This is a genomic window from Nitrospirota bacterium, from assembly GCA_030684575.1.
GTDB lineage: Bacteria > Nitrospirota > Nitrospiria > Nitrospirales > Nitrospiraceae > Palsa-1315.
The window spans coordinates 357,177-377,943 of the sequence record JAUXVD010000003.1 but is presented as its reverse complement, the minus strand read 5'-3'; the positions used below and the strand labels follow the sequence as shown (position 1 = coordinate 377,943).

The following is a 20,767-nucleotide window of genomic DNA, read 5'->3' as shown; positions in this document are numbered from 1 at the left end:
TCCGTTGAGCAAGCAGTCGAAAGATTCGAAGGCGACGGTTCAAAATGCATACACCCAGACGCCGCCCGCAGTCGCAAGGACAGGATAGTTTGTTGGCCAACCGTTTTTAAATTCCGCAGATTCAACTTCCCAGTGCATAATCTTCAGCCCCGTTTAGCCAGCGCGCTCATGAGCAGGTCCCGTTCAGACCCGGCAGCCAGCAAGGCCCCAACCAGCGTGATGCCTGAGAACGCATTGGCGCCGGACATGAGCGGCGTATGGAGCGTGGGCGGCACTTTCGCGATGATTTCGAATCCCGCAAAGAGGGCCAGCACGAAAATCGTCAACCCGAGCACGGCGGTCTCCATCACGCGTTCCTTTCTTCGGCAACGTCGTTATGCGTGGCACTGAGCAATGCGCCGATCCTCGGATGGACCACTGCTCCACCTCGCGTTACCAGCGTCTCACGCGTGATCTCATCCGCCACATCCACGCGCAGGAAACCGTCTTTGCACAGGCAGAGAAGGACATTGGCAAGGTTCCTTCCATACATCTGGCTCGCGTGCATCGGCACCGTGCTCGGCAGATTGGTCGGTCCCAGCACGGTCACCCCATGATGCACCACCACTTCATTTGGACGGGTGAGTTCGCAGTTGCCGCCGCGGTCAGCCGCCACATCCACAATGACCGAGCCCCGCGCCATTCGCGCCACCATGTCGGCCGTGATGAGCATCGGCGCTCGTTGGCCAGGAACCGCCGCTGTCGTCACGACGACATCGCTCGCGGCCACGATAGGAGTCAACCGTTCACGCTGCCGCCGATAGATGTCCTCACCCAATGTCTTGGCATAGCCGCTTGTCTCCTCGACCTCGCCTGTCTCAACTGTCACCTCTCTGCCCTCTCTCGTACCTATTCTGAGTTAATACAACCGTAACATTGAAGGTTTATCCTACGGCATGGCCAGATTGCCTTAGGACTCAGCCCATCATGCCGCAGAGATGGAGACCCCATGCCTCTTGCTCCCAAGAAGGTCCTGATCGTCGAAGATGAGGCGGACATCGCCCAACTCGTGAAACACTACTTGGAGAAGGAAGGGTTTCACGCGAGTATTGCGCAGTCTGGCGCCGAAGCGTTGATGCTCATTAAGTCCGGGCATCCCGACCTTCTGATTCTTGACCTCATGCTGCCAGAAATGGACGGCCTTGAAGTCTGCAAGAAAGTCCGCAACGCGCCGGACACCGCTCTGCTTCCCATCATCATGCTGACGGCCAAAGCCGAGGAGTCGGACACCATTGTCGGACTCGAACTCGGCGCCGACGACTATGTGGCGAAACCGTTCAGTCCCAAAGCATTGATCGCCAGGGTCAAAGCGCTCTTTCGTCGCCTCGAACGGACAGACGATCCCAAGCAATCATCCTTTAGCTTCGGGCCGCTCGTCATGGAACTCTCCCGGCACGAAGTGACCGTGAAGGGCAAAGAGGTCGCACTCACGGCCAAAGAGTTTGGCCTGCTCGAACACCTGCTGCGGCACCCTGGGCGTGTGCTGACACGGGATGTCTTGCTGAATGCCATATGGGGCTACGACTACTATGGGACCACGCGAACCGTGGACGTGCATGTCCGCCGGCTGAAGATGAAAATCCCGCTGCTCGATGACGCCATCATCTCGGTCAAATCGTTGGGGTACAAACTGTCGGACCACGCGACTGAGAAGCAGCGCTAACGGGCGACCGTTGCACATGACTAAGACGTTGTCTCTGCTCCTTTCCTGCTGTCTCCTGTTGTCCCTTCTGTCTTGCAGTCATCCCCGAGTGGAAGAGTTCGAAGCCAGCATCGGACAGATCGGTCAGGACGACATGATCCGCCGATTCGGCTATCCACAACGGCTCAAACGGCTTCCGACTGGAATAGAGGCTTGGGACTATGAATTTCTGTCAGGAAGTTCTCGCTGTGTGGGATATCGCGTCTACTTTAACGAAGATCGGCGGTCGACGCACTGGGAGCCACGGTTTTGCCGCAGAGGGGAACAGACGAACCATCCATAGGGAAGAAAGAATTAATACTTGGTTTTCGGCGGAGGCCCATTCGCATTTTTTGCCGGAGGGGTACTGTCGACGGGCTCTTTGATCTTCAGCCCGATGTCTTGCAGCGCTTTTCCGTACTGGCCGCAATATTCGCGAGCACGCGCTGGGGCCTGCTCGTACTTCTCCAAACAGGCCCGGTAAGACTTGAGGAGCAAGCTGGCTTCGCTATACGCCGCGGTGGCTGCTTCGTCCTGCTTGAATTGTTGACATTGGATTGCGGCTTCCCGATCGAGCAGCGTCTCGCCAGGCATATGTCCGCATGTGACGTCGATGAACTTCTGGGGGCGAACGCAACCCACCGTGACGCACAGCAGCGCACCCACCACCAACAGACAGAACGTCCGCATCCTCGTCGTTCCCACTCGAATCTCCAGGGTCATGGCTGTCACTCCGGAAAACACGCACATCGAAAGCCTGTCATCCTTCAACTTGAGCATTCTGGGCTTGCACCATTACGCCTAACACAAGGGCATGTTACAAGTTCGTTAACTTCCTCCACTCAGAGACAGTCATCCGCAAAGAACACCTTCGCTCTTCACGAATTGCGAGGATCACGGGCACCTTTCTCCTCACTCACCACAGAAAGCAGACCCGCGTTACACAGATTTGATCCGTTGCTGATCGCCCCGTGTCTTGGGGAGAGTAGAAGTATCGCCACAGGGAGGTCACGCCGATGCCACACACAAGTTCCTCAAACCGCACCCAAAAAATGGCTCAGACGAAACACCTGAAGATCCAGCCGCGGACCAGCACACACTTCGCGGATCTTCTGCGAGAACTCAATAGACTTCGAGCGGTGCTCACACGCGAAACCATGATCTCCCATATGTTCATGACAGAACCGGAACTCTTCCCCGATCCTATCGACCAGGCCGCGGCTGAGCATGAGCTCGATGTCGCCTTGTCCGTGAATATTCTCGCGATCGAGAAGCTTCGACGGATTGAGCAGGCGCTCACGTCTATGCATGCGCATTCATATGGCATCTGTTCCCGCTGCGCTCAAAAGATCCCCGAGGCCAGGCTGAAGGTGCAGCCGGATTCGCTCTTGTGCGTCCCCTGTCTCTCCCTCGTCAAACAAGAAGCCGCCGGAAATTAACCCGATGCCGAACACCACCACCGCCACGCCCGCACCTTGGAGTCCAGCTGCTACCTCGCCGTGCACCTGGCTCCCCGCGCTTGTCCCTTCCCGCCAGGAGAAGGGACAAGCCCCGGGCCGCAATGCCATGAAGGAGACCTCGATGCAGGGTATCGACCAACGACCGCACCATATTCTCACCTTCGATCTCGAGGAGCATTTCCATGCGTCTCGGTTCGACTCCCCTATGCGGAGGCGCTCCTGGGCAACATCTCAGAGCCGGGTCCACGTAAGCATCGAGCGAATCCTCGAGTTGCTGGGTCACCGCTCAACGAAAGCGACGTTCTTTTCGCTCGGGTGGTTGGCCGAACAATACCCCGCAATCATTCGCGCAGTTTCGGCCGCCGGCCACGAGATTGCCTGTCTCGGGTATGGGCATGAATTGGTCGCCGCACAAACTCCGCAGCGTTTTCGAGAGGATATTCGTCGAGCCAAAGATATTCTGGAGGATGTCACCGGGCACCAGGTCGTCGGATATCGCGCACCAAGCCTGAGCATCACCGCGCACACACCCTGGGCTCTGCCGATCGTGGCCGAAGAAGGATTTCTGTACGATAGCAGCGTGCTTCCCATCCGCCATGACCTGGCAGGGATACCAGGAGCAAGCCCATGGATCCATAGGCTTACGTTGGAAGGCATCCGTCTCTGGGAAATCCCACCCTCCACCATGAACCTTGGAGGATTCCGCAAGGCGATAGGCAGTGGCGGATATCTCAGAGCGTTCAGGTATCCGATATTGAAATCCCTCCTCTCTCGAATCGAAGCGCTCAACGAACCGATCGTGCTCTCCATGCGGACCTGGGAGATCGATGCCGCACAACCGCGCATGCGGGGCACCGTCTTTTCAGAATTCTGTCACTACTTCAATCTGGAGAAGACAGCCGGCCGGCTTGATCTGCTGCTCACAGATTTTCAGTTTGGACCGGCCTGCAAGGTCGTACTTGCGATTCGCGACCAGGTTCAGAGCGCGCCCGTCCGCACAGCCCTCAATTCAGAACCATGTGATTCCCAAGAGGAGTCGCCGCTACTCACGACCGTCTAACCAAAGAGTGATCTATGCCCTGTACCCGTTGTGCCGGATTGAGAGTGCCTGAGATCATCTGCGAGGGAGGAACCAGGATTCCGGCTTTTCGTTGCCTCCACTGCGGGGATGTCATCGACCGCGTGATCGTCCTCAATCGCCAACGCCGCCGTCCTCCCCACCCAAGCCGAGCCCGCACGCCCATCTACGGAAGCGACCGGTGGAAAAAGAGTAAACCGGCCCTCGCCTAGGCTCGACCTCATCGAGCCAGGGATTGGTAAAGCCATGGGACCAGAACCTAGGCCAGAGATGGCATAAGTGGGTGGTTCGGCACATAACCCATTGTGACCTTCGCCTTCTCGCTCACCGATCCTCGCACCTGCAACCACAACGTGCCTTCGTTCGATTCCTCAATCAATGCGAACGTCAGTTGGGGCGCATGCAAGCCTTCGAATAGCAGGTAATCCGCAATTCGCCTGTTGAGCAATCCCGAGCGGCGAAACTTGAATGCATAGCCGTCCTCCAGCGCTTGAATCTCCGCCACATACTTGAACAGTCCCGTCACCAAGACTTCACGACGCAGCGCGAGATCCGGGTCGGAAAGGGGTGTGACCAAAGATCGATCGGGAGAGAGGTGCATAGTGTAGGTCCGACGTGCGCGCCCATTGCTCCGGCGCGCACGTCTAGTTGGCTAAATAGAAGACGCGTGGATGACCGCGTCTCAGTGTTGAAACCGGAACGGAATCTTAAACCCGGTGATCTTGATAATGTCGTCCGTCGCATAATCGTCGAACTTCGTCATCAAGCCGTCGTTGCTGTGCTGAATCGACAGGTACGCCGTTCTACCGTCACCTGAAAACTTGAAGCCGGTCGGCTCGGCAGAGGTGTCTTTCACCGACAGAATCTTCACGCAACCGTCCGTCTTGATGTCTCGGTCCGAGCCATCCGGCAGGCAGGCAAAGATGTCCCCGTTCGGGTGATCCTCGATCACATAGTGATTGCCTGTCTTCGGTTGAAACGCAAAATTGTCCGGCTGGTTCATATCGGGATTGCCTTCGACAAACCGGTTCACGACCACTGTCCGCTGTGCCGGATCGGCCACGAGGGGCGCGGAGTCAACGGCGCACATGACTTCGCCATAGTTGCCGCCCTCTTCGAGGCCGGTATCGGTCCAACAAAATCGAGTACCGGGACCGGCAAAGTCGGGATCGCGCTCCAAATCTTCCGGACGATAGTACCCAGTTGCACCAGCTGTATTGGCATCGGTCCTGGCATTTGCCGCGCTGACGCTAATCCAGGCACCGTTGCCGATTTCGCACCCTTGACCGAATTGCTGTGTCGTGGTTTGGCAGGAAATCTGAAGTGCGAAGACGTTACCGGCAGTCAGCGGGGACTCGGAAAGTGTTCCGATGGGGCCGCTGGCCGTCCTGGGGATGGCCGGAATGAACTTGAACATCGCGCCGCCGTCGGCATTGGCAGGGGTGCCAGGCCGCAATTCATCTCCGGCATAGACAACGCCTTCTGGCGTGATGCCGAGCCCTTCCCATGCCATTTTCGGTAATGCCATTCGCTTCACAATCGAGGTGGAGGGTAATCCGTTCTCATCGACGATGGAACCCAGTGTACGATCGGTGATGGTATGGTTCGTCACATTCATCGGGTTGATAATCTCATAGGCTCCGCCGTCGCTGGCTTCTTCGGTCGCCAGAATCGTCTGCCACGGAGTCCGGCGAATGCCGTCACAGGAAATCGTACCGCGGAGGATCGTCTCCACCGAACCATCCGACAGCTTGATACGTTGCACAGCAGGATTGAACTTCTTGATCAAACCGCCTGGCAGAAACGTGCCGAGATCCTGTCGACCACCTTCGATGCAAAATATGAGGTGAGTCGGACTCTCGTCGGAGGGCCAGAACGCAAACATATCCGCATTGTTGGCGGCAGTTCGAGTCACATACTCGGCTTTCAGACCCTCGGCGAGAAGCACTTGGTCAGAGGCCTTTTGAGTCGGTGTCCGATAATCACCAGTTGTCGGAGCCGCGGAATCTTTTAGTGGTCTCCCGACTCCGAACCAGACAGAAGAAGAATGTTCGAGGCCGCGCTGGACAAGGGTCCCGAAGTCCAATCCGTCAAACCCATCGAACTCGCTCGCTTGCGCCGATATCCCTGGCCCTACCATGATGATCGCAGCCAGGCCGACCTGGGCCGCCGACAGCCCCCATTTCATCATTCGCTTTCTGAGTTTTGCCATCATCGACTCCTTCCCACATTTCCTCACCGCGCCGGACCAAACCAGCTGCAGCGAGCGTGCGGTTGTGATTGTTGCCACTCGTGATGGACTGAGCCTACTCTGCCCGAACGACTGTGCCATTCCGCCCTCCTCCTATTAAATGTATGAACGGCTACGGACGGTCGCAGACTGAGAGACATGCAGGATCACATACTGTCCTGATGCCCTTTTTCTGCCGGGAACCGCACAGCATCAAGAAGCTGCAGTCTCCTTCTTGCCTCCCAGCTCTCGGCAATCCCACGGTAAGCAGTATCACCGCAAACCGTTACGTCTCGATCAGTTTGTTCTAAAGAACTCGTAACGGTAATGTTAAGAAATCATGCAGTTGCACACGATGGCATCGTGTCAAGCACTATGGGATGGGGTGAGCCGAGGAAAGAGGCAAGCGCGGAACACACCAGAGCAGAGCAGATTTCAGGAACAGTGTCGATGGCGGTAGTTGTTCGATCCATACCGGGAGAACCACAAGTATATCCCATCGGAATGCGACGAACTTCGTCTGCACAAGAACCTCCAATGTCTGCACCTTCACCCACGATCTCAATCACACAGCGCTGAACGAAGGGTACGCCGCGCTCGCGCGAAAGCCTCGCCTGCTCCCCCCCCCGGTTCGCACGACAAGGACACCACGCATATCGCGCAACTGCAAGTCGATGGCGCGCTCCTCTTCGAGCGGGTGACGAATACCTTGAAGCTCTTAGGCGACCAGTACCTGGCTCGCGTCTACCGCCTCGCGCCCCAACGGTTCCACTTGGAAGCCTGGGATGCGAGCATTCTGCGCAAGCTGGAGGCGTTGGAAAGCATCTACGGGAAGATGTCGGACCGGGCGACCACCCGCCGCATGGAAGTGCTCGAGTGGATCATCATCGTGCTGATCACCATCTCGATCGCCGTGTCGTTCTTCCCGATGGGCGGGCACTGACGAAGATAAGACGTGAACGGTGAAACATGGACCGTAGCGTAGGACTGCCGAGGGATCGATTCAGCAACCCCTCACATGTGGCGATTCACGTCTCACCGATGCCAGGCGCGAATTCATAGCCCGCGCATTAGATTCCGGCTTGAGCTACCGCCAGACTTGGCTCAGCCAACGCCGCTGCCGTGGCCATCAAGTCGGCTGAATCTCCGAGCCCGAACGATTCTCTGCGTAACTCGCTGCCGTTTCTCGCCCGATAGACCAATTCGTCCGTCTGAAAATCGTATTCGGGAATCTCCTGGTTCTCCCATCGTTTCGTGAAGTACTGATAAAAGAGCGTATAGAGCCCGTGATGGTCGAGGTTGTGCTGAAAGACATATTCGGGCATCCAGCGGACATCGAGCCCCGTGTGGTAATGCTGGAGCCAGAGATAGTCGCCGAGGATGACCATTCTCAGATGCGGTCGGTCGGAGTAGAGCTTCAACCGGATGACCTTTCCGCTGGCGCGAAAGCGCTTGATCAGGGCAATCGTCTCTTGCAGTTCCTGCCGGAATCGATTCGGAGAAATGTCCGGATGCGAGAGCGATTGGGCTCGCCGGGCCGCTTCTTCCGAGAAGGGATTCAAGAGAATCAATTTCGCTTCGAGACAGGTTTCCAACAAGACGTGCATCTCAGCCTTATCGCCCACGACCGTGCCATGGCCGGTCACCCCGATAGCGAGGACTGTGCGACCCAAGCTTTGCTGCTGTTTCAGGTCACGGATGGTTTTGCCAGCCCCAGGATCGTGCAACGGAAAAAATGAGACCAGTCCCGCGCCCCTTGCCATCACGGCCTGCCGGCGGTCTTGATGCGCGCGCCACAGGTAATTGGAAATCACGATGAGCACCAGCGCCACGCCCACCTCAATGGTCAGCAGCAGAACTTTCTCCTGTTCGACACGCGACCAGAATATAAGAAATTGCCGGGCAATGCTCGGCAGCGACCAGGCAATCCCAGCGCTAAGCGCCACAATCACAGCATGAAACGCCAGGGCGCTGACCTCGCTCATAAATTCCTGCAACGTCGACAACTTTCCTTTGTACATGCCGTCCTTTCAATTGAGAAAACCGGGCAACCAGCCGACCGGTGTCGCCAATGACTCTTGTCGTTCGTGGCGCCTGCTATAAGCTTCGCCGACCCACGTTACAGGGAGGTAAATTCACGGCTAGCATGCGGTAAATACTGAACATTCTGTTGTTAGGCTACGCCGCATCCAGATGGACAGGCCGATTGCGATGACCGTCATAGTCCGGGACGAGGCGCTGATATTCTTGCGGCATGAGAGAAGATGAGATCAGAAAGTCCGCCGACGCCCGGTTGCAGGCGATGGGAATATTCCACACCACGGCAATCCGCAACAGCGCTTTCACGTCAGGGTCATGCGGGTGCGGTTCCAGCGGGTCCCAGAAAAAGATCAAGACGTCGATCTCGCCTTCACTGATCTTGGCTCCGATCTGCTGATCCCCTCCCAACGGTCCGCTTTGGAGCCGAATCACCGGCAGGCCCAGTTCCGTCGCGAGCAGTTTTCCGGTCGTCCCGGTCGCAATGAGGTGATGGCCCGCGAGCGCCTCACGATTGAACGTGGCCCAGGCCAGCAGATCCTGCTTCTTATTGTCATGCGCCACGATAGCAATCGTCTTCTGCTCGGCCATCATCACAATGTTGTCTTTCACGGGCACCTCCTTCTCCGCTCGCTCACATTCCGTCTCATTGATTCTTCAGAAAGTATGGCAAACCACTGTTACGATTGTATTTCGCGATCCGAATGGCCTGGGGCGTCAATGACTTGCGAGAGACGCACGTACCGTTGGGGAAGGAGGACGAGGCGGCTCGACACAGAGAACTGAGGGCACACGTTGTCGCGAGCACGCTCAACTTGCTGGCTTCTGTCGCTCACTCCACCGGACTGGTCTCATCACGGCTCCCAACCCAAGCAGGCTGACAATCATCAGGAAAAAGACGAGAGAGACGAACAAGAAGAAGGCTCCCCGCACTTCGGTAAACATGTGGACTTACCTCCCCTTTTATTCAACGCCCGTTCGCCCTGACATTGTCTGCTGTCGGTTTATGGCATAGCCGGTGGAATCCGGAACAGGATTCAGCACACCTCACGGTCTGATTCTCTGAGACTATCCATACGGTGTCACCAATGGATTTCAGCGGGCTCAAGGTCGTGTAAACGATCGATACCGAAGGCAGGCCTATCGCCGTTGTCGTTGCCTGGACCAGTACAGGATATTTAACAGTTCGGTTACAGGAACTCCGAGAAACCTGTAATCGTTGGTCGTCTATTCTGCCGATACACGATGCGTATGACCTTTCCGCACCATCCTCCAGTCTTTCAGTACGATTGATGCACCGACGCTCATCGATATCGACATTGCTCTGGATCAGCTGCTCATGTCTGCTGCTAGCCTCCTGTGGCGACTTTCAAGATCCTGCCACGGGCTCACAAGGGACGATCCTTTCACATCCTTCCGTATCACAGACGCCACAACAACCGATCGGGGAAAACGACAGCCCGCTCACGCCTTCGACATCTGGGGATACGGTCGATCCGGTGAATGTGCCAGTTCCAGCAGATAAGGCTCCAGCTTCTAATGAAACAATCGGAGGAGGATCTCAGCGCGATACGCCGGTGAATGGACCTGCAGCTCAACCGTTTGGATTGGGAAACAGGTCCCCGACAAGAACCGTAACGTTCATGTGGAGCCCTTCCTCATCTGGCAATGCGGCTGGATACAGAGCGTACATCACCGCCCTGTCCACCTCGGTCCGGCAGACAATCGATGCAGGCTCCGAGCCCCGGCTTACAATAGACCTGCCGATCGGTGAGCGATACGATCTTACAGTGACGGCCTACAATGCCGCCGGAGAAAGCCCACCAGCCAGCCCCATTCAGTTCGATTTATTCTAACCCCTGCCCCTCTACTTCTGACCCTTCTATGAAAACAAAACATTCTCATTTGGAATGCACTGCACCAAATGACAACGCGTCCGTACACAACGAAGTATTGGAGTGCAAGCCTGCATTGAATGGGGCGCGTCATACGTGCATGTCAGGAACTAGCAGGTACTACCTTCACGTATGGCTGAGATGAGAGCCTTGAGACTAACTTCTTTGCCGCTTCACGACCCCAAGCACCGCAATCCCGGTGGCGAATAAGAGAGATGCCGCAGGTACCGGAACTGGGGCAACGACGGTCACACCCGGAGAGCCCACAATCTGGCCCGTGGTGGAGGAAATGACGATCTGCCCCGAGGTGCTCCCGCCGGTCAGAGTGACCAGCCCCGAGCCCAAGACTACCGTTCCCTTAGTCGCTCCTGCTCCTGTTGAAAGGACCAAACCTTCCCTGCCTGACAGGCTAATGACTCCGCTCCCGATGTCTCCGGACAGGTTAATCGGTTCCACTGCGCTGACGCTAAGAGCCCGGCTGCCGGAATTCACTGTTCCGCCAAGATTGATCTGATTGGCCGTAAGCGACACAGTCTGTCCATCGCCCAGCGCATTTACGTTAGCCAGTGTCATGGAATCTGACCCCACCATGTCCAATCCGCCACTTCCGAGCAGGTCGATCGTTCCGGTGAATGCGATATTTCCTCTTGAGAGCAAGCCCAAGGTGCGGGTTGCGAAGATCGACAGGCTCGTGCCGGTAATGTCATCGAACGCGAAGTTGCTTGCACCGGAAACCGGATCAAGCACGCCGGTGTAGGACGTTCCACCCGTAAGTTGCAACGTGTCGGTGTTGGTGGAGATGGCATCAGACGCGTTCAGCGTCCCCAGCGCGTGAAGGCCAGGGATCGAGAACGGCGGCATGAGTTAGGATGGCCCACAGACAGACTGCGAAGGTCCAGGCACAAGTCGTCCACTTCATAACCACCACCTCCCATCATGAAATAAGCACACCTCAGTGGGGTGAAGATACTGAGGAAGGCGATACGATACCAGTTAGGATTCTGTTAACGGATGTCGTGGGGAGTGGCCTGATTCTTGGTAGGTAAGTTTACACGAAGTTAACCTCAGGCCCTTGAGCCTATGGACGAGACCTGACTATGCTAGTGGCCAGCTGGCCACTGGACGGCAAACTGCCATGCGAGTCCTCGTGAGGAGAGGTCGACGAGCAATGGATTTGACAGATCCCTCCCTGTATATCAACCGCGAACTGAGCTGGGTTCGCTTCGACGAACGGGTACTCGGCGAAGCGTTGGATTGCCGCCATCCCCTCCTCGAACGGCTCAAGTTCCTGTCCATTTTTAGCAGTAACCTGGATGAGTTCTTTATGATCCGCATGTCTGGCTTGTATTGGCAAATGCAAACCGGCTCGGTCGAGGCTCCGCCGGACGGCCACACGCCAGAGGAGCAGGTTCGGGCCATTCAAGAAGCCCTCGCGACGCTGCTGGCACAACAGATGGATTGTTGGGAGCAGGACCTTCAGCTAGCCCTGCGAGAAGCCGGAATTCAGGTGCTGTCCTATGCGGAGATTCCGGCCTCCGACGCGCGGCGCCTACGCGAGTATTTTCAAGAAACGATCCTCCCGACACTCACCCCGCTGGCTTTCGACGCCGCTCATCCGTTTCCCCACATCTCCAATTTGTGTATGAACCTCGCAATCGTCGTGACACAGGTAGATCACGGGGAGCGGTTTGCACGCCTGAAGGTACCGCGCCTGTTTCCACGCCTCCTCCGGATGCCGTACGAACAGTGTTTCAACCAAGAAGGCACCAACCAAGTCCCCTGCACCTTCGTGTGGATCGAAGAGGTCATCGCCGCGAACCTGGATCTCTTATTTCCCGGGTGCGAGGTGGCGGAGGCCTATCCATTCCGCGTTACTCGCGACGCAGATCCTGACCTTGAAATCGACGAAGCCGCCGATCTCCTACTGGCGATTCAAGAAAGCCTGCGGCAACGCCACTTCGGATCGGCCGTACGGCTGGAAGTCAGCGCCCAGATGCCGGAGCGAATCCGCGAAATCCTCGCACAGAACCTCCGTCTCTCGGCCAACCAGCTCAACGCTGTCTCCGGCCCGCTCGGCCTATCCGATCTGATCGAGCTGACTAAGCTCGACCGGCCCGATCTAAAAGATCCGCCGATGCCGCAGAAGATCTCCCCGATCCTAACCCAATCCGACATGTTCTCGGCGATACGTCAACGCGATATCCTGCTCTATCATCCCTACGACAGCTTCCTGCCGGTCGTGGATTTCCTGCGCGCAGCCGCGAGAGATCCCGAGGTCTTGGCCATCAAGCAAACGTTGTATCGCGTCGGTCCCGATTCTCCCGTGGTCGAAGCCCTCATGGAGGCGCGGGCCAACGGCAAGGAAGTCGCCACGCTGGTCGAACTCAAGGCGCGGTTCGACGAAGAGCACAACATTCTCTGGGCCAAGGAGCTCGAACGGGCCGGAGTCCACGTAGTGTATGGGCTCGTCGGACTCAAGACGCACGCCAAGATGTGTCTGGTCGTGCGGCGCGAAGGAGACCGACTTGCCCGCTACGTCCACCTGAGTACGGGAAACTACAATCCCGCCACGGCCAGGGTCTATACAGACATGGCGCTCTTCACCAGCAACCCTGCGATCTCCTCCGATGTGGCGATGCTCTTCAATTCGTTAACCGGCTATGCCGGACAGAGCCATTACCGCTGTCTCCTTGTTGCCCCGGAGGAAATGCGTACCAGGATACTCGATCGAATCGAGCGGGTGATCGCCTTCCATCGCGACAGCGGAACGGGCTATATCGCCTTCAAGCTCAATGCTCTCACAGATCCGGCCTGTATTCAGGCACTCTACCGTGCCTCGCAAGCCGGAGTGACGGTCGATTTGCAAGTGCGGGGTGTCTGCAGCCTGCGGCCAGGAGTCAGCGGCGTGAGCGAACGGATTACCGTCACCTCGATCGTCGGCCGCTTTCTCGAACACAGCCGCATCTTCTTCTTTCGAGCGGGCCATGAGGAGGAGTTATGGCTAGGCAGCGCCGACCTGATGCCGAGAAACCTGGACGGTCGGGTAGAAGTGCTGTTCCCCGTCAATGCCCCGCACCTTCGCCGGGCCATTCGCGATGATATTCTATTCGCCCATCTGCGCGACACGGCACAGCTGCGCCGAATGGACGAGAAAGGCATGTATGAACGAGTGCTTCCCCAGCTTGGTGAGCCCCCGCTGGACACACAACAGCGTATGCTCGAACAGGCTGGAACCTGGAACCAGGATGGGCTCTGATCGGTCGCACGTTGCCGCCTGCCTAGAGGAGGGGGGATGGCTGGCCTGAATTACGGCACCGAAGGTCCACTCTTGAGGATACTCCGCAACAACCGTTCCGCTTCTGGCTTGAACTTGTGCTCCCAAGTGTTAGTGTGCGTTGCACTGCCTTCGCCCCTCCTGATACGCCTACGATCGCTTCTCCTGATCCGTCGGCAGATCGTCTTCCAGGACTAGGTAGGTCTTGGCAATCTGCGTCCACAGCTTATAAGTTGGCTCTTCCTGCTCAATGACATGAAGCTGTCCATGGAAGCTCAATTCCAACATGAAGAATAGTTGCAGGTGTCGTCGAGCCTCGCGCTGCAATAATAGACCCAACCAGTCTCAAGATGGCTGAAAGGAACAGAGCGATCGCCAGCACGGCAGGCACAGTGCCTGGTTTCCATGGCAGGACTGAAATTTACGCACCGGTAATACACCTCTAACTGGGGCGCTATGCAGACCAGGTAGTATCATCTTAATAAAATACAATTACATTGAATGGAGGAACAGATGATCACAGTCGGACAATTGATGAAGAAAGATCTCGTGACCGTCGATACGGGCACCTCGGTGATCGAGGCGGCCAAGCTGATGAAGGCCTGCAATGTTGGCAGCGTGCTGATCTCTCATGAAGGCCGCGTCATCGGCATTGTCACCGAATCGGACATCGTCAGAAAGGTCGTCGGCTCTGACCGCGGCCCCTACTTTATTCCCGTCGAAGACATCATGAGCAGCCCGATTGTCGGGATCGAAGAGCGCTGCCCTCTCACCGAAGCGGCAGACCTGATGAATAGACACCAGACGCGGCACCTCGGTGTGACCAAGGATGGATCGGTGGTGGGAATCCTCTCCGTTCGCGATTTACTCCGACCGGTCTCCATCGACGAATTCTAGGTTTTGCCCCTCCTCTGCGACGTTCTCCAGTCCTCGTCTCTGCCGCACGGAATGCGGCAGAGACGGGAGCTCTTTTGTCTAGGCTTGTCTAATTGGTTTATTGGGTCTCTCTGGTGGATTTAGTTTATCCGGTTGGTGTCGTTCAACACACAACCAGATAGACGGGCTAGACCAGATGGACCAGATCAGGCCCGCAGCTTGTAGCCGATACCACGCACGGTGACGATGATTTTGGGGCAGGCAGGATCCACTTCGATCTTTTGTCGGAGGGAATGGATGTGGACGTCGAGAGCATGTTCCTCCAGGGCAAATCCATCGCCCCAAACCCGATTGAGCATTTCTTGACGGGAGAAGGCCCGGCTGGGCGATTCAAGAAACTGGTGGAGGATCTGAAACTCTTTCGGGGTGAGTTCGACCAATCGGCCGGTAACAGTTACTTCGTGACGATCCAGATCCATGCGAACGGCGCCCGCACTGTAGTAGGAATTTGATTCATGCCGCGGCTCCCGCCTCCGCAAGATGGCCCGCACACGCGCGACGAGTTCACGAGGACTTTGGCTGCAGATGACGAGATCGATGCCGTGGTCGTAATCTTGGATACAATCGTCGTCTGTACAAGGGGCTGTCCCCTCTTGCACCGCGACAATAGGTACGGCAACGAGAGTCTGGAGTTGGCGCAAATTGGTAAGGGTCCTCTGGAGACGATCGATGATGATCAGCGAGGGCAGGGATGTCCTGGCTGCCGCATAGGCAGCAGACTCGGTCGTCACGATCGTACTCTGATATCCGCTCGCGTCGAAGGCCTTCTTGATCGACCGAGCGAATGGCTCAGCCTCCATGAAGATCAGAATCGTATTCCGCGCGACGGTCATAGATGGTGGGGTAGCCAACATTACGAGGTGACTATAGATCGGACAAGGGAAAATGGTCGTTAGGGTGGTGTTAACTGTCGGTAAATTTCTGGACGTATGGCAATTCTTGCGCCATTGCGATTTTCCGGAGTTAACGCCGAGTTAACAATCTATTGATGTTCAAGAAATCTTCGGCCATTACATTCAATCCATTCAGTGAAGAGAAGACTCGCTTCTCGTATTTGCTGGATCAACCCTATGGAAGGCTCATGCAACTATTGAAATACTTTCAGGCCATGCTCTCGCGAACCATTCTCCCTTTCTCCGTCATCCTGGCCATGGCCTGTCCTGCACAGGCTCAGATAAAGCCTGGCCTCGATTCGAATATCCTCCCCTACCAGCCTGTCGGGAGTTTTAGCGGAACGATTGCCATCGCAGGCTCCGATTCCATGAAGCCCCTGACGGAATCCTGGGCGAATGATCTGCGGCAGCTGTATCCTGGATTGACGATCAAAGTCTCCAGTGCGGGCTCCGAGACAGGCCTGGCTCAGCTCATGGAAGGGAAAGCGCAGGTCGCCGCCATATCGCGCCGTATGACCGTTCAAGAGATCGTCGAGTTCAAGCGTGAATTCGGATACGAACCCACAGAGGTACCCGTCGCCGTCGATGCGTTGGCAGTCTTCGTGCACAAAGACAACCCGATCGAAGGATTGACCCTCGCACAAGTTGATGCCATCTTCTCCATAGAACGACGACGCGGACTGAGATATCCTGTCAATTCGTGGGGCGACGCCATGTTGTTGGAAGAGGGGTGGGTGGAGGCGCCTATCCACATCTACGGACGGAATGGTAATTCCGGCACTGCAACATTCTTCAGAGAGCACGTCTTAAACGGGGCGGATTTCAAGAAGACCATGACGGTAGGCGCCGGCTCGGCATCCGTCGTGGTTGAATTGATGAAGGATCGATATGGCATCGGATTCAGCGGCATCGGCTACCGAACCTCAGGACTCCGTCCGGTTCCCCTGGCGACGGTCCAGGGCGGGAGGTATGTGGCGCCCACATTTGAAACGGCGATGGATGGATCCTACCCTCTGAGACGCCAGCTGTACCTCTACGTCAACCGGGCTCCGAAAGTCGCACTGCCAGGCTCACTCGCGGAGTACGTGAAATTCGCGCTCAGTCAGCAAGGCCAGCAGATCGTGGTGGACGAGGGCTACTATGCTCTCCAGACGATGGAACTCACTCGTTTAATCGCGATGTGGTCGACACCAGTCCGAACCGCCGCCGGGGAACAGCCGATCAAACTTCGCGACTAGCCCACTTCAGCCGAACTAGCCGCCGCGGTGTGTGGCTGAAGTGACCATCGTGTTTCGGTTCATCATTCATCGCTCACCGTTATGCCTTACTGGGCTGGTGGCCCTTGTAACCATCCTGCTATAGTCGGAAAATAGAAACTACCCCCTATGACCATTCGACTTATTTCTTGTACCTTTCTTGCCTTGAGCCTGCCGCTCCTTTCCGGATGCGCTCCAACCGAATTTACGACAATCACGATCCTCGAAACACCGACAGCGTTCGTCCGACTGGAAATCGACCATTCTGTAAACGAGGGGAACGGACATACCCACCCCCTGTCCTTGACTCCTGAACAGTTGGCAGCCGTGCTGAGCGGGATCATCGTCGAAGAGCCCTGGGCAAAACTGCCGATCTACGACGATACCAGCCTACCCCCTCGCCATCCCGCCTTCACGGAGCACGAAGTCCAGTTCTTTGCACCAGTACTGGCGATCGCACTGGGCAAAGCGACGGCGGAAGAAATCGTCACCTTCTATCAATCCAAGTACCTGTCCGGCACCAGCCGGGAAGTAACCTCCGGAGGACTCTTCGTCCAGGGAGATGAACTGCACATCGTCCTGGCGAACTACCGCTCACCCACACACTACAGTGCTGACATCGGCGTGGCCGATACGACCGACGATCGGTTGACCCCCATGCGATCGCTCGCACCTCAACGAGGACGATTGGACTTTGACCCTCCTTCTGCCAGGCGGGAAACGGCGGTCACCGGACTTACAAGATTGTTCCATCGGGACAATCGCGAGTTGATTGTACTGTATCGCGCGCTGTCACCGCGCAGGCCTGCATCGTATCCGTCGCCAGGCCCCGCCGTCCCCTCACCTCTCGAATGACCAAACCACCTGGTATCGGACTGCCCCAAGTCAGAGATCACAAGAGAGTAAGAACCACTCTCTACCCATACACGTGTCTGTCCCCATGACGACCAGGAGCTTCCGCTTAGAAGCTCCACTGCAGCTGGAAGCGCAAAAGATTCCCGCTCTGCAGTTGATAGGGAGACTGAACGCATCCGAGTTGCGAGCCCGCCACCGCACAAGCGCCGGACGGAGAGCCGGCGGGTACAAAGTTGGCCTGATCTGACGTCCGCTGGGCCCAGGCATAACTCACAGTCAATTCCAATGCACGGTTAAACTGGTACTCGAGACCCACTTCCCATTCGCGCACGGAATTCCTGGGAGAATTCAGTTCGGCCTTTCTTCCTCCGAAGTACTCCTGCACCCGAAGAAATGGAATGATGTTCTGGCAATAGAAATCGCATTGATAGTTATAGTACGCCTGTATATAGCCGCCCCGCACGGTCCCGAGCACCACCTCGGTCCTGGCCTGGTTCAACTCTGGCCCACGGCCGATCATATACTCCGCCTGAAAGCCGAAGGGCTGTGGAAACAGGACGACGTGCCAGGCGACCCGTTCGTCCAGATAGTTTCCGCTATTCGTCACCCTTGGTGAAAATGCCTGGCCCTGAGCCGCATTGACATTTGTCGGAACAACAGGAGTGGTCTGCACATTGAACTGGCCCCGGTAGGCATCCATGCCGACTTGGACGATCTGTCCGTCTGGAAACTCGTAGGGGTAGGTAAAGTGGAAGACGGTGTGTTTGTCTTTATTGCGTTCTCTCGTATTCACACCCTGCCCGTTGTAGATGCCGAGGCCCAGCATTCCGTAGTCGCCGGATCCTTTCAGTCCGCTGTCCACAAGTCTTCGAAACCGCTCGCGTACCGCCGTCGGTGCGTAATAGAGAAACAGCCCGAGGTCCCGCTCATTCGGGACCCCGCTGTTCAGCGCATCGTTTCGATCGAGCGCGAGCCGGTTCTGACTCGACTGGATGTTTTCGAAGCCAAAGGGAACCTTCGACAGGCCGGCCCGGATGCGCCATTCTTTCTTTTCGCTCAGAAAGAGGTCGGAGTAAATATCTCTGAGCGCGACGGCCTGTTCCGTCCCGCCCACCAGGCTCGCGAATTCCGGCTGGACATAGATGAATACCCGCTCATGCGGCTGCCCGCTCACGATTACCCGGCCGCGCCGAAGAAATAATTCGTTGTAACCAGAGATCGAACGATCGGCCTGGTTGCTCCGCAACAGATCGTTATTGATCGTATAGTTATACCGGAGCTGCGCATAGCCACGAATGCTGATCTTCTCGTACCAACGCTCGCGAACCGGGACGTCGCCAACACCGCGACTTTCTTCGAATTCCTTGACCTGGAGTTTTTCCTCTTCCGCCTTCAGCTTGATCCATTGATCGATCGTGATCTGCTTGTTTTCCAACAAGAGATCCTCCAGCTTGCCTGCGTGACCGTCGGACCACCAGCACAGGACCGAAAAGACAAGGCCTCCCGAGAGACAGACCGCCCGACGCCATCCACGTTTCATTCGCCCTCCGCCGCTCAGAGATGTACAAGCACAAGCATACGAGGGCAGGATAGGGTCGGTGGATTACAAACAGGTTACGACAGAGTCCGGTAATGGTTAACTCCCGCAGAAGAGGAGGGCGGGCACACTATCGTGCACAGGGGTCGATGACGAGCCCTGACTCAGACCTGTCATTGCTTCGAGGGGGTCGGTCAGCTGGTGCTGCGAAGGAGTTGGCTACAGCTCCTGACCAACGACTGTAACCATGTTGGTGGGGAAACCATCGCATCGTCATCGAACGGAGTAGAGGGGGCCAACTGGTCGAGCCGCACGGCTACATCGCGATACTGCCGGCTCTCACGGCTGATCGTGCGATAGCATTCGACGGCCTCTTGGGACCGGCCCATGGATTCCAACGTCCGAGCAAAGAGGTACCGGAGCGAGACCAGGTCCTGCGTCGATCCAGACGGACGGTCAAGCGCCGTGCGAAAAGCGGTCAACGCATCCTCGTATCGACCGATCGCCTTCAAGCAGAGTCCCTTCTGTCCGAGCGCTTTGATGCCCCATACTCCATCGTCAGTCAGCCGGTCCAAGAGTGTGAGGGCCTGAGAAAACTCTCCCGCCTGTTTTAATGAAAGGGCCTTTCCGTAGAGAACTGCGGGATCAGGCGAGGATGCCGGGATTGTGATCGACGGGGGCGCATTCGGCTCAGACCGCGCTGAAGTCTGTGCGGCCATTTCCTCCGCTTCCGCCTCGAGCTCGCTCTGGTTCGGCTCGATTGCATCGGGATCTGCCCGAAACGGCAAAAACCCGTTCTTGTCACGAACACGCGCGGCATCGAGAATGACCTGTGCTGTGATCGTCTCGGCCTGTGCGGCATACCCATACACTAAGGCATGATCACAGAGCTGATTGATGAGCCGTGGAACCCCGCCGGTCAACGCAAAGACTTTCAGACAGGCAAGTCTGGAAAACAACGGTCTCCGTCCACCGGCTACGTGAACTCGATGGGCAATATACGCGATGACTTCCTCCTCGGCCAGCGGCTCGAGCGCATATTCCACGGCGATGCGCTGGGCGAACTGTTCCATCCCAGGCCCCTCCAGGAGATCTCGAAGCGCGGGTTGTCCCGACAGCAGAATCTGCAACGAACGCCGCCGCCCATCGTTCAGATTCGAGAGCAAACGCAGTTCTTCCAGCATCACCGACCCGACGTTCTGCGCCTCGTCGAGGACCAGAAGCACGCGTCGTCCGGCAGCCTGCTCCCCTTCCAGAAACTTTCCGAACTCATGATAGAGCTCCACTTCGCTCTTGCCCTTGGTGTCCAGGCCGAAGGACGCCGTAATCCACGGCATGAGCCCTCCCAGCCCCTCATGCGTATTCGCCAAGAGGCCGATCGTCCATTGATGGCGCGATTGTTCCAACAAGCGGTTCAGGAGCGTGGTTTTTCCTGTGCCCGGATGACCGGTGATCACGATAAAGGCAGAACCGTTGACCAGCCCATATTCCAGCAGGCTCAGCGCCATCTTGTGCTTAGCTCCCAGGAAGAGAAACCCGGGGTCCGGCAGCAGCGTGAACGGTTTGAGCTGCAATCGATAATAGGCTTCGTACATC

20 protein-coding genes and 1 pseudogene are annotated in these 20,767 nt (G+C 56.8%); 9 read left to right on the top strand and 12 right to left on the bottom strand.

All coding sequences use genetic code 11. From position 1 onward, the window contains the following. Window positions 1–167: 167 nt before the first annotated feature. Window positions 168–347 (bottom strand): annotated as a pseudogene (locus Q8N00_02040) (proton-translocating transhydrogenase family protein). Continuing rightward, window positions 347–868: a hypothetical protein gene (locus tag Q8N00_02035; GenBank protein MDP2381564.1), complete on the bottom strand. Its 522-nt coding sequence runs from the start codon at window positions 866–868 to the stop codon at window positions 347–349. The pseudogene Q8N00_02040 and the gene Q8N00_02035 overlap by 1 nt, the downstream one beginning before the upstream one ends. Window positions 869–988: 120 nt before the next feature. Between Q8N00_02035 and Q8N00_02030 the strand changes: the two genes are divergently transcribed. Next, entirely contained in the window at window positions 989–1,702 is a 714-nt protein-coding gene (locus tag Q8N00_02030; protein ID MDP2381563.1) for a response regulator transcription factor, read from the top strand. 16 nt (window positions 1,703–1,718) lie between these two features. Continuing rightward, the gene (locus Q8N00_02025) at window positions 1,719–2,024 is read left to right on the top strand and encodes a hypothetical protein (GenBank protein ID MDP2381562.1); all 306 of its coding nucleotides are present in this window, start codon (window positions 1,719–1,721) and stop codon (window positions 2,022–2,024) included. Window positions 2,025–2,035: 11 nt separating this feature from the next. Here Q8N00_02025 and Q8N00_02020 read toward each other — a convergent pair whose 3' ends face one another. Next, window positions 2,036–2,443, bottom strand: a complete 408-nt coding sequence (locus Q8N00_02020; GenBank protein ID MDP2381561.1) for a hypothetical protein — start codon at window positions 2,441–2,443, stop codon at window positions 2,036–2,038. A 293-nt stretch (window positions 2,444–2,736) separates the two neighbouring features. Here Q8N00_02020 and Q8N00_02015 point away from each other — a divergent pair, with 293 nt between their 5' ends. After that, window positions 2,737–3,159 (top strand): TraR/DksA family transcriptional regulator, encoded by a 423-nt coding sequence (locus Q8N00_02015; GenBank protein MDP2381560.1) that lies wholly within the window; start codon window positions 2,737–2,739, stop codon window positions 3,157–3,159. 142 nt (window positions 3,160–3,301) lie between these two features. Then, entirely contained in the window at window positions 3,302–4,240 is a 939-nt protein-coding gene (locus tag Q8N00_02010) for a DUF3473 domain-containing protein (GenBank protein MDP2381559.1), read from the top strand. Between the two features lie 277 nt (window positions 4,241–4,517). Here the strand turns inward: Q8N00_02010 and Q8N00_02005 are convergent, their stop codons facing one another. Together Q8N00_02005 and Q8N00_02000 are read right to left on the bottom strand one after the other, a co-directional pair. Further along, complete coding sequence (locus Q8N00_02005) at window positions 4,518–4,859, bottom strand: hypothetical protein (protein MDP2381558.1); 342 nt, start codon at window positions 4,857–4,859, stop codon at window positions 4,518–4,520. An 81-nt stretch (window positions 4,860–4,940) separates the two neighbouring features. Continuing rightward, a complete protein-coding gene (locus tag Q8N00_02000) occupies window positions 4,941–6,470 on the bottom strand; it encodes a DUF839 domain-containing protein (protein ID MDP2381557.1) in 1,530 nt (509 codons plus the stop codon). A 478-nt stretch (window positions 6,471–6,948) separates the two neighbouring features. Between Q8N00_02000 and Q8N00_01995 the strand changes: the two genes are divergently transcribed. Next, a complete protein-coding gene (locus Q8N00_01995; protein MDP2381556.1) occupies window positions 6,949–7,431 on the top strand; it encodes a hypothetical protein in 483 nt (160 codons plus the stop codon). A 127-nt stretch (window positions 7,432–7,558) separates the two neighbouring features. Here the strand turns inward: Q8N00_01995 and Q8N00_01990 are convergent, their stop codons facing one another. The 3 genes from Q8N00_01990 to Q8N00_01980 form a co-directional block, all read right to left on the bottom strand. Next, window positions 7,559–8,509 carry a hypothetical protein gene (locus Q8N00_01990; GenBank protein ID MDP2381555.1) on the bottom strand — a complete coding sequence of 317 codons (951 nt, stop codon included), beginning with the start codon at window positions 8,507–8,509 and terminating at the stop codon, window positions 7,559–7,561. A 157-nt stretch (window positions 8,510–8,666) separates the two neighbouring features. Continuing rightward, on the bottom strand, window positions 8,667–9,119 hold the full coding sequence (locus tag Q8N00_01985) for a methylglyoxal synthase (GenBank protein ID MDP2381554.1): 453 nt from the start codon (window positions 9,117–9,119) through the stop codon (window positions 8,667–8,669). Window positions 9,120–10,576: 1,457 nt separating this feature from the next. After that, on the bottom strand, window positions 10,577–11,281 hold the full coding sequence (locus tag Q8N00_01980) for a hypothetical protein (GenBank protein MDP2381553.1): 705 nt from the start codon (window positions 11,279–11,281) through the stop codon (window positions 10,577–10,579). A 307-nt stretch (window positions 11,282–11,588) separates the two neighbouring features. Here Q8N00_01980 and ppk1 point away from each other — a divergent pair, with 307 nt between their 5' ends. Next, complete coding sequence (ppk1, locus tag Q8N00_01975; protein MDP2381552.1) at window positions 11,589–13,676, top strand: polyphosphate kinase 1; 2,088 nt, start codon at window positions 11,589–11,591, stop codon at window positions 13,674–13,676. A 168-nt stretch (window positions 13,677–13,844) separates the two neighbouring features. Here ppk1 and Q8N00_01970 read toward each other — a convergent pair whose 3' ends face one another. Then, the gene (locus Q8N00_01970; protein ID MDP2381551.1) at window positions 13,845–14,033 is read right to left on the bottom strand and encodes a hypothetical protein; all 189 of its coding nucleotides are present in this window, start codon (window positions 14,031–14,033) and stop codon (window positions 13,845–13,847) included. Between the two features lie 174 nt (window positions 14,034–14,207). Between Q8N00_01970 and Q8N00_01965 the strand changes: the two genes are divergently transcribed. Then, complete coding sequence (locus Q8N00_01965) at window positions 14,208–14,591, top strand: CBS domain-containing protein (protein ID MDP2381550.1); 384 nt, start codon at window positions 14,208–14,210, stop codon at window positions 14,589–14,591. Window positions 14,592–14,776: 185 nt separating this feature from the next. Here Q8N00_01965 and Q8N00_01960 read toward each other — a convergent pair whose 3' ends face one another. Next, window positions 14,777–15,463, bottom strand: coding sequence for a response regulator transcription factor (locus tag Q8N00_01960; protein MDP2381549.1), 687 nt, complete (start codon window positions 15,461–15,463; stop codon window positions 14,777–14,779). A 248-nt stretch (window positions 15,464–15,711) separates the two neighbouring features. On the opposite strand from Q8N00_01960, the gene Q8N00_01955 reads away from it, so the two are divergent. After that, on the top strand, window positions 15,712–16,761 hold the full coding sequence (locus tag Q8N00_01955) for a PstS family phosphate ABC transporter substrate-binding protein (protein ID MDP2381548.1): 1,050 nt from the start codon (window positions 15,712–15,714) through the stop codon (window positions 16,759–16,761). A gap of 147 nt (window positions 16,762–16,908) precedes the next feature. Then, window positions 16,909–17,634, top strand: coding sequence for a hypothetical protein (locus Q8N00_01950; protein ID MDP2381547.1), 726 nt, complete (start codon window positions 16,909–16,911; stop codon window positions 17,632–17,634). A gap of 106 nt (window positions 17,635–17,740) precedes the next feature. Here the strand turns inward: Q8N00_01950 and Q8N00_01945 are convergent, their stop codons facing one another. Both Q8N00_01945 and Q8N00_01940 read right to left on the bottom strand, forming a co-directional pair. After that, a complete protein-coding gene (locus Q8N00_01945; GenBank protein MDP2381546.1) occupies window positions 17,741–19,174 on the bottom strand; it encodes a porin in 1,434 nt (477 codons plus the stop codon). 191 nt (window positions 19,175–19,365) lie between these two features. After that, a complete protein-coding gene (locus tag Q8N00_01940; protein ID MDP2381545.1) occupies window positions 19,366–20,766 on the bottom strand; it encodes an AAA family ATPase in 1,401 nt (466 codons plus the stop codon). Window position 20,767: the final 1 nt, after the last annotated feature.

Coding starts and splice junctions, on each gene's coding strand:
- Q8N00_02030 (MDP2381563.1), top strand. CDS start 989: ATGCCTCTTGCTCCCAAGAAGGTCCTGATCGTCGAAGATGAGGCGGAC.
- Q8N00_02025 (MDP2381562.1), top strand. CDS start 1,719: ATGACTAAGACGTTGTCTCTGCTCCTTTCCTGCTGTCTCCTGTTGTCC.
- Q8N00_02020 (MDP2381561.1), bottom strand. CDS start 2,443: ATGACCCTGGAGATTCGAGTGGGAACGACGAGGATGCGGACGTTCTGT.
- Q8N00_02015 (MDP2381560.1), top strand. CDS start 2,737: ATGCCACACACAAGTTCCTCAAACCGCACCCAAAAAATGGCTCAGACG.
- Q8N00_02010 (MDP2381559.1), top strand. CDS start 3,302: ATGCAGGGTATCGACCAACGACCGCACCATATTCTCACCTTCGATCTC.
- Q8N00_02005 (MDP2381558.1), bottom strand. CDS start 4,859: ATGCACCTCTCTCCCGATCGATCTTTGGTCACACCCCTTTCCGACCCG.
- Q8N00_02000 (MDP2381557.1), bottom strand. CDS start 6,470: ATGGCAAAACTCAGAAAGCGAATGATGAAATGGGGGCTGTCGGCGGCC.
- Q8N00_01990 (MDP2381555.1), bottom strand. CDS start 8,509: ATGTACAAAGGAAAGTTGTCGACGTTGCAGGAATTTATGAGCGAGGTC.
- Q8N00_01985 (MDP2381554.1), bottom strand. CDS start 9,119: ATGATGGCCGAGCAGAAGACGATTGCTATCGTGGCGCATGACAATAAG.
- Q8N00_01980 (MDP2381553.1), bottom strand. CDS start 11,281: ATGCCGCCGTTCTCGATCCCTGGCCTTCACGCGCTGGGGACGCTGAAC.
- ppk1 (MDP2381552.1), top strand. CDS start 11,589: ATGGATTTGACAGATCCCTCCCTGTATATCAACCGCGAACTGAGCTGG.
- Q8N00_01965 (MDP2381550.1), top strand. CDS start 14,208: ATGATCACAGTCGGACAATTGATGAAGAAAGATCTCGTGACCGTCGAT.
- Q8N00_01960 (MDP2381549.1), bottom strand. CDS start 15,463: ATGACCGTCGCGCGGAATACGATTCTGATCTTCATGGAGGCTGAGCCA.
- Q8N00_01955 (MDP2381548.1), top strand. CDS start 15,712: ATGCAACTATTGAAATACTTTCAGGCCATGCTCTCGCGAACCATTCTC.
- Q8N00_01950 (MDP2381547.1), top strand. CDS start 16,909: ATGACCATTCGACTTATTTCTTGTACCTTTCTTGCCTTGAGCCTGCCG.
- Q8N00_01945 (MDP2381546.1), bottom strand. CDS start 19,174: ATGAAACGTGGATGGCGTCGGGCGGTCTGTCTCTCGGGAGGCCTTGTC.
- Q8N00_01940 (MDP2381545.1), bottom strand. CDS start 20,766: ATGTACGAAGCCTATTATCGATTGCAGCTCAAACCGTTCACGCTGCTG.